A 7,532-nucleotide genomic window follows, 5' to 3' on the forward strand; every position below is an offset into this window, starting at 1 on the left:
CACATCGTTGAAGTCAACGAGGTAATTAACATCAAAGAGCAGGCAAAATTTCAAAAGAAATAAGCTTTTTAAAACGTGAGCACTCAGGCATCATTAATCAGATTGTAAAATAATACAGATATAATAAAAAAAATAAAAGGGAGAAACAATAGGCGATGGGTGAGACGATAGCAAAAAATAAAAAAGCCTATTTTGATTACTTTTTAGAAGAGAAGTTTGAAGCGGGTTTAGTTCTTAAAGGCAGCGAGATAAAGGCTATAAGAGCTGGACGTGTAAATCTAAAAGACAGCTTTATCCGTTTTGTCAACAATGAAGCATTTTTGTTCAATGCTCACATTGGCAGACTTGAGACGACTCACCATTTTTACTCACATGAAGAGAGAGGGAGCAGAAAACTTCTTTTGCATAAAAAACAGATAACAAAGATGATAAAAGCGGTTGAGAAAGAGGGGTATACGGTGGTTCCTCTGCAGCTATATTTTAACGATAGAAACATTGTAAAAATCCAAATTGCCATTGCAAAAGGGAAGCAGCTTCATGATAAAAGAAATGACCTTAAAGAGAAGGACATGAAGCGTGATATGGAACGCTCTATGAAGGATTATTGATGAGGTTCTTTTTTCTCTTTTCTCTCTTCGCATGCACTGTTTTTGCACTCGATATTAAGATGGCAAGCTCAACTGTCTCAAACGGAAAAACCGCTCTTTTGGAGTTTAAAAAAGAGAAAAATATCAGTTATGAAGATATAGCGCTGGGCAATAAAAGATATAAAATCTTTAAAAATCCGCTTAATGATGAGATGTTCTACGCGCTTATTCCTATAGACTACTATGAAAAGCCATCTGATAAAAAAGTAGAGATTTATTACAAGCAGGGGAGTGAGCAAAAAAGCAAATCTCTCTTCTTTCGCGTAGAGAGTGCAAACTATGAGAAAGAGACGCTCAGTGTTGATGGCTCAAAAGTAGTTTTAAGCAAAAAAGATCAACAAAGGGCTTCAAAAGAGTACGTTGAAGCTATGGATGTCTATAAAAAAACAACCATGCAAAGTTACATCTCTTCGGAGTTTATTATCCCATTGGACAGTAAAATAACAAGCGACTTTGGAAAAGCAAGAGTTTACAACGGTTCATTGAAGAGCTATCATGGAGGAACGGATTTTAGAGCTGGCGAAGGTGAGCCTCTCGTAGCATGTAACAACGGAAAGGTAGTCCTCTCAAAGGACAGATTCTACTCCGGCGGTACGGTAGTTATAGACCACGGACACGGCATATACTCATGCTACTTTCACATGAGTGAGCTTGGCGTTAAAGAGGGAGTTATGGTAAAAAAAGGCGAAACAATCGGTCTCTCTGGAAGTACGGGCAGAGTGACGGGCCCGCATCTTCACTTTGGAATCAGGGTTGCTGCCCAGCAGGTTGACCCGCTTCAATTTGTTGAACTAATGAATAAAAATATAGTAAAAGGTATAAAATGACACTATTTCAGATTATTATGCTGGGTGCTTCGGCATTTTTTGCATTTAAAGTTTACGAGCATATTCAGACTCTACAAAATCCAAAACCAAAAGATGATGGGCGTGTTCCATCCTCATTTGATCCGGAATCATTGGTAATAAGAGCAGATGAGGCATTTGAAAATGGTGATTTGCCAAAGGCGATTGCTCTGTTTAAAGAGGCGAATGCAAAAGTGGGGCAAGACTCTGATGTTCTGTTTAAAATGGGCTATATTTTAGAGCAGCTTGGAGATAGAGATGAAGCATTGGGCTTCTACAAAGAGGCTCTTGAGGACGATAAGAACAATGAGTATATCCACAACGCAATAGCCTCTATTTACAGAGCCAACGGAGAGTTTGTATCGGCAAAACTGCACCTAAACGCCTCTTTGGATATTAATAACAGCAACCCGACAACATACTACAATTACGGAAATCTTCTAGTCGATATGAAACATTTTGAGGAAGCCAAAGAGATGTACAAAAAGGCGATTGAGATGAATGAAGATTTCAAAGAGGCAAAAGAAGAGCTTGAGAAACTAGGCTAGGAGAATAGTATGAAAATTTCTGAGATATATGAGTTTTTGAACGAACTTTCACCTTTTGAACTTCAAGAGAGCTGGGATAACTCAGGCTTGTTGCTTGGAGATTTTAACCAAGAGGTTCAAAAGGTAGTTCTAAGCATAGATGTCGATGAAGCTCTCATAGACTCCATGGAGGAGAACACCCTCCTGATAACGCATCATCCTCTTATATTTGGTGGGCTTAAGCAGCTTGAGTTTAACCGCTACCCCGCAAACCTTATTTACAAGATGATACAAAAAAATATCTCAAATATCTCAATGCACACAAATTTTGACCAAACGCATCTAAACGAATATGTGGCAACAGAGGTTCTGGGCTATAAAATTGCTCAAAAAGATGGCTTTGTAGCGTATTTGGACATAGATGAAGATTTTGATGTTTTTGCTCTAAAAGTTGCCGCTGCTTTTTCTCTGCCTCATGCAAAGTGTGTCAAGAGTTCTCAAAGGGTAAAAAGGGTGGCTCTTACTACGGGTTCTGGATGCTCTTTGATTAAGTCCATTAAGGCTGATTGCTTTTTAACCGGAGACATCAAATATCACGATGCCATGGAGGCAAAGAGCATAAATCTCTCCATGATTGATATAGGGCATTTTGAGAGTGAACACTTTTTTGCAGAAATTTTGTTTAAACATTTGAAAAATTTAGGTTTAGAAGCTATAATTTCATCATCAAAAAACCCTTTTACTTATATTTAAGCAATTGGTACAACTATTTAATCCAAAAGGAGATTAATGAACTTACACCTAAAACAGCTAATTGACCTATCGCAAATTGACAAAGAGATAGATGCCTTTGAACCACAGATAGAAGAAGCAAACTCCAAGCTTGAGGCAGCTCTAGCTAAGAAACAAAGTATAGATTCAGATATTGAAAATCTAACAAAAGAGATTAAAGACGAGGAAATTAAGAAGAAGAAGAATGAACTTCATCTGCAAGAACTTTCTCAAAAACTAGAAGATAATTCTAGAAAAAGCGCAGAAGTTAAAACTGAACGTGAGATGAAATCGCTTCAACTTGAAGAAGAGATTGCAAAAGAGCAGATAAATTTTGCAAATGAAGAGATTGAAAGACTTGAGAGAGTTGTCGCTTTAAAAACAGAACAGATGGAAGCTGCAAAAGAGTCTCTAAAAGAGCTTGATGCAAACTTGGCGTCTATTAAAGGTGAGGTTGATGCAAAATTAGATGTAATCAACAAATCTCGTCAAGAAGTGTTTGTGAAAAAAGAGAAATTAATCTCTGAGATGAATCAAAAAGGTCTTGCGTTTTATCAAAAAATTCGCAGATGGGCTAAAAATACAACTGTAGTTCCTGTTGAAGAACAAGCATGTATGGGTTGTCATATGGTTATAAACGACAAGATTTATGCAGATGTTATCAAAGCTGAAGAGATTACAACTTGTCCACATTGCGGACGTATTCTCTACATGGAAGCTAACGAAGAATAGGCTTGAAGCCGTTTACCTTTCTCTACTTTATCTTAAGCGTAGTGCTCTATTTGGTAGCACTGCCGCTTTTGGTTTATCTCTCATTTAAACATAAATACACAGAGTCAATTCCGGCTCGTTTTTTTCTTTTTAAAAATTCAAGATTTAAAAGTAGCGATGGGGTTTGGTTTCATGTATGCTCTTTGGGCGAAGCAAGAGCACTGAAGCCTATCTTAGATCTTCTAAAAGATCAGGATATAAAGATAACAACGATAACGCATACAGGACAGGCGCAAGCCAGAAGGTATGACGCAGAGGTAAGATACTTGCCCTATGAGATGTTTTTGCCGTTTTGGGCAAAGAAGCAGAGAGTACTTGTAGTTTTAGAAGCGGAATTTTGGTTTATGCTCTTTAGTGTTTTAAGAGCAAAAGGGACGAGAATTATACTTCTAAACGCGCGCATATCGGAAAAGAGTGCTAAAAAGTATCTTCAATTTGCATGGTTTTACAAAAAAATGTTCTCAAGCGTAGAGATGATTTACGCGCAGAGCCAAGCCGACAAAAACCGTTTTCTAGCATTGGGTGCGAAAAATATTGAGGTTATCGGAAATATTAAACTAGCAGCTGAGATAAAAAAAACCAAAGAGTACAAAAAGCCCAAAGGTGAGCTGATAGTCGCAGGAAGCACCCATGAGGGCGAAGAAGAGAGTGTCTTAAAATCATTTGTAGAGTATAAAAAACAGAGTGACGCAAAGCTCGCCGTAGTTCCAAGACATCCTGAGAGATTTGAAGCAGTTTATGAACTTATGAAGAGATATGCCCACAAAAATTCTTTGACTCTAAGCCGATTTTCGCAAGATAGTGAGTTTGACTCAGATTTGATCTTGGTTGATGTAATGGGCGAGCTAAATAATATCTATGCAATCAGTGATATTGCAATTTTAGGCGGTGCATTCAGAGATGATGTAGGCGGACACAACCCGCTTGAACCTGCTTATTTTGGGTGTAAAATCATTACCGGAAAACACTTTTTTCATCAAAGAGAGCTTTTTAAGTATGTCCATCATGTTCAGTATGTAGAGAGCGATGAGATACACAGAGCACTCATGGCATGCAAAGAGCTGCCGCCTAGTATGGTTGAAGAGAAGATAGACTTAAAACCGGTAATAGAGAGAATAGTAAAAAATTAACCTTTTTATAAAAAAATAAATCTACCCCGCTAGGGGTTAGTTTCAGTGCCCAAGCGGCTAGCGAAGTCAAAGGGACGATTCCTTTGGCTGACAAATAAATGAAGGGTTTCCTTCATTTTATGAAATAAAATTAAGGAAATTAAATAATGGCATTAGAAAAAGCATATAAACTTTTAGCGGCACAAGAGGGAGTCTCAAATTCTCAAGCAAAGTCTATGATAGACAGAGGCTTGGTCTATGTGGGCAATAAGAAGGTGATGATTGCTCGTGGAGATATCGACGCAAAAACTACTTTTAGGGTTGAAAAAGTAGAGAAAATCAAGCCTATTTTTGAAAATGATGACTTGATTGTTCTAGACAAACCTGCACATGTAAATTCGGATGAGATAGAGAGACAGTTTAAACCTGCCGTGCTTCTTCACAGACTCGATCGTGAAACAAGCGGCGTTTTAATGCTTGTAAAAAACGAGGAGTTTCGTCAAAAGGCTATTGAAGAGTTTAGAAAAGACAGGGTTTATAAAGAGTACATTGCGTGGGTTGAGGGAATCATAAGCGAGCCGATTGAGATAGACAAGCCGATACTTACTACAAAGAAAAATAATCGTGCGACGTCAAACGTCTCTGCAAAAGGAAAGCCTGCAAGAACTGAGGTTTTTCCTGATATCGTCAGCGGAAATAAAACAAAAATAAAGTGCATTATCCACCACGGAAGAACGCATCAAATAAGAACTCACCTCAGATATATAGAACATCCGATTGTCGGTGATGAGCAGTACGGCGGAAGACGAGCAAAGCGCGTAATGCTCCATGCCTATAAAGTAAGACTTCTAAACATGGAGTTTACGGCACCGGAGCCAAGTACATTTGTCCACTTCGAATAGCCCACAGAGCGCATGGAGTGTCTATGTGTTGCAATGCAGCGATGAGACTCTCTACACCGGGATAACTACGGATTTAGCTAGAAGAGTCGAGGAGCATAACAACTCTATAAAGGGCGCTAAATATACACGCGCAAGAAGACCGACACAATTGGTTTACTCTGAGAGTTGCAAAGACAAAAGCAGCGCAACCATAAGAGAGTTGGAGATAAAAAAACTACCGCGAGCCAAAAAACTGGAGCTCATAAAGTGATAAGAATCTTTGTTGATGGCGATGCCTTTCCAAACCTTCTAAAGCCGATTCTCTTTCGCTCGATTGAGAGACTCGCTATTGAAACATTTGTCGTCTCAAACAAACCAATTACCATCGGCAAATCAAAACTGATTACTTACATTATTGTCGAGCAGGGTGCCGATGAAGCAGATCATCATATAGTTGAACTTGCAGAAGAGGGCGACTTAGTAATAACTGCCGATATCCCGCTAGCAGACAGAGTAATAAATAAAGCGGCACACGCGATAGACCATAGAGGCGAGTTATATACCGTTGACAATATTAAGCAATATCTAGCAATGAGAAATCTGATGGAGAGCATAAGAGATACAGGAGAGATGACAAGAGGTCCAAAGCCGTTTGATCAAAAAGATGCACACCGATTTGCCAACCAGCTTCATAGCTTTTTGACGAAGTATCATCAAATATAAAGCAGACTTAAAGTAAATTTCAGCTAAAATTCGCCACTTTTTACATTCAAGACCATATTTAAAAGAGGAGGGCTATATGTTTGACACATTAACAGATTCATTTACCAATGCTATTAGAAAAATTCGTTTTCATGATGATGAAAAAGCCCTCACCAAGGCTCTAGATGAGCTAAAAAAATCTCTTTTAAAAGCTGATGTAAACCATAAAGTTGTTAAAGACCTTATATTTAAAGTTCAGGTAGAGACGAAAAAAAACGGGATTGGAAAAGACCAATTTTTAGCGGCTCTAAGAGAAACACTCTATGAACTTTTAGAGGTAGGCGGAAACAGAGGCTTTATTTTTGCCTCAAAACCTCCGACCGTTATTTTAATGACCGGACTTCAAGGTTCCGGAAAAACTACTACAACCGGTAAATTGGCGCTGTATCTAAAAAATAAACAGAAAAAAGTTTTGGTAGTAGCAGCCGATTTGCAGCGTTTAGCGGCAGTTGAGCAGCTTCGTCAAATTACGGCGAAAATAGATGTTGAACTCTATGAAAATGAGAGCACAAAAAATCCTGTTGAAGTTGTAACTGCAGCACTCAAAAAAGCAAACAGCGGCATATATGATGTTGTTCTTATAGATACGGCAGGTCGTTTAGCGATAGACGATGAGCTAATGAAGGAGCTTGAAGCGGTTAAAAAAGCTGCAAATCCTAGCGAGATTTTTTATGTTGCAGACTCTCTTACCGGTCAGGACGCTGTTAAGACGGCTACTACATTTAAAGAAAAAATCGGCATTGATGGCGTAATTTTAAGCAAATATGATGGCGATTCAAAGGGCGGTGTAGCTCTTGGGCTCTCATCTCTAGTTCAGGTTCCACTTCGTTTTATCGGTAGCGGCGAAAAGATGGAGGACTTAGAAGTTTTCCTGCCTGACCGTATCGTAAACCGTCTTATGGGCTTTGGAGACATTGAGGGATTGGCTGAGAAAACATCATCGGTTATTGATGAAAAACAGGCTAAAAAACTTACCTCAAAGATTAAAAAAGGGCAGTTCAACTTCAATGACTTTTTAGAGCAGATGGAAAGCATGAAGAAGATGGGAAGCATGAAGTCTTTAATAGGTATGATACCGGGCATGGGAAATATGTCTAAGGCACTGAAAGATTTTGACCTTGAAAATTCCGGCGAGCTTAAAAACATTAAAGCTATGGTCTCTTCAATGACAATGAAAGAGAGAGAAAACCCTGATCTTTTAAACAACTCGCGCAAAGAG

Annotated in this window: 10 protein-coding genes; all 10 read left to right on the plus strand. The window is 38.7% G+C overall.

Features of this window, described 5'->3' with window-relative positions; genetic code table 11:
* Positions 1–155: 155 nt before the first annotated feature.
* Positions 156–608, plus strand: a complete 453-nt coding sequence (gene smpB / locus RQ763_RS07495; RefSeq protein WP_294932977.1) for an SsrA-binding protein SmpB — start codon at positions 156–158, stop codon at positions 606–608.
* A complete protein-coding gene (locus RQ763_RS07500; protein WP_314152121.1) occupies positions 608–1,474 on the plus strand; it encodes a M23 family metallopeptidase in 867 nt (288 codons plus the stop codon). The genes smpB and RQ763_RS07500 overlap by 1 nt, the downstream gene beginning before the upstream one ends.
* Entirely contained in the window at positions 1,471–2,040 is a 570-nt protein-coding gene (locus RQ763_RS07505) for a tetratricopeptide repeat protein (protein ID WP_314152123.1), read from the plus strand. The genes RQ763_RS07500 and RQ763_RS07505 overlap by 4 nt, the downstream gene beginning before the upstream one ends.
* A 9-nt stretch (positions 2,041–2,049) precedes the next feature.
* Positions 2,050–2,772: a Nif3-like dinuclear metal center hexameric protein gene (locus RQ763_RS07510; protein WP_314152124.1), complete on the plus strand. Its 723-nt coding sequence runs from the start codon at positions 2,050–2,052 to the stop codon at positions 2,770–2,772.
* Positions 2,773–2,808: 36 nt separating this feature from the next.
* Positions 2,809–3,522 (plus strand): zinc ribbon domain-containing protein, encoded by a 714-nt coding sequence (locus tag RQ763_RS07515; RefSeq protein ID WP_314152125.1) that lies wholly within the window; start codon positions 2,809–2,811, stop codon positions 3,520–3,522.
* A 2-nt stretch (positions 3,523–3,524) separates the two neighbouring features.
* On the plus strand, positions 3,525–4,691 hold the full coding sequence (waaA, locus tag RQ763_RS07520; protein WP_314152126.1) for a lipid IV(A) 3-deoxy-D-manno-octulosonic acid transferase: 1,167 nt from the start codon (positions 3,525–3,527) through the stop codon (positions 4,689–4,691).
* Positions 4,692–4,837: 146 nt separating this feature from the next.
* Positions 4,838–5,572 (plus strand): RNA pseudouridine synthase, encoded by a 735-nt coding sequence (locus RQ763_RS07525; RefSeq protein ID WP_314152127.1) that lies wholly within the window; start codon positions 4,838–4,840, stop codon positions 5,570–5,572.
* A 25-nt stretch (positions 5,573–5,597) separates the two neighbouring features.
* Positions 5,598–5,822: a GIY-YIG nuclease family protein gene (locus RQ763_RS07530; RefSeq protein WP_314152129.1), complete on the plus strand. Its 225-nt coding sequence runs from the start codon at positions 5,598–5,600 to the stop codon at positions 5,820–5,822.
* Positions 5,822–6,274, plus strand: coding sequence for a YaiI/YqxD family protein (locus tag RQ763_RS07535; protein ID WP_314152131.1), 453 nt, complete (start codon positions 5,822–5,824; stop codon positions 6,272–6,274). The genes RQ763_RS07530 and RQ763_RS07535 overlap by 1 nt, the downstream gene beginning before the upstream one ends.
* Before the next feature lie 76 nt (positions 6,275–6,350).
* The coding region (locus tag RQ763_RS07540; RefSeq protein WP_314152130.1) for a signal recognition particle protein at positions 6,351–7,532 on the plus strand (1,182 nt) is incomplete at its 3' end.

The organism is Sulfurimonas sp. (genome assembly GCF_032250635.1).
Taxonomy (GTDB): domain Bacteria; phylum Campylobacterota; class Campylobacteria; order Campylobacterales; family Sulfurimonadaceae; genus Sulfurimonas.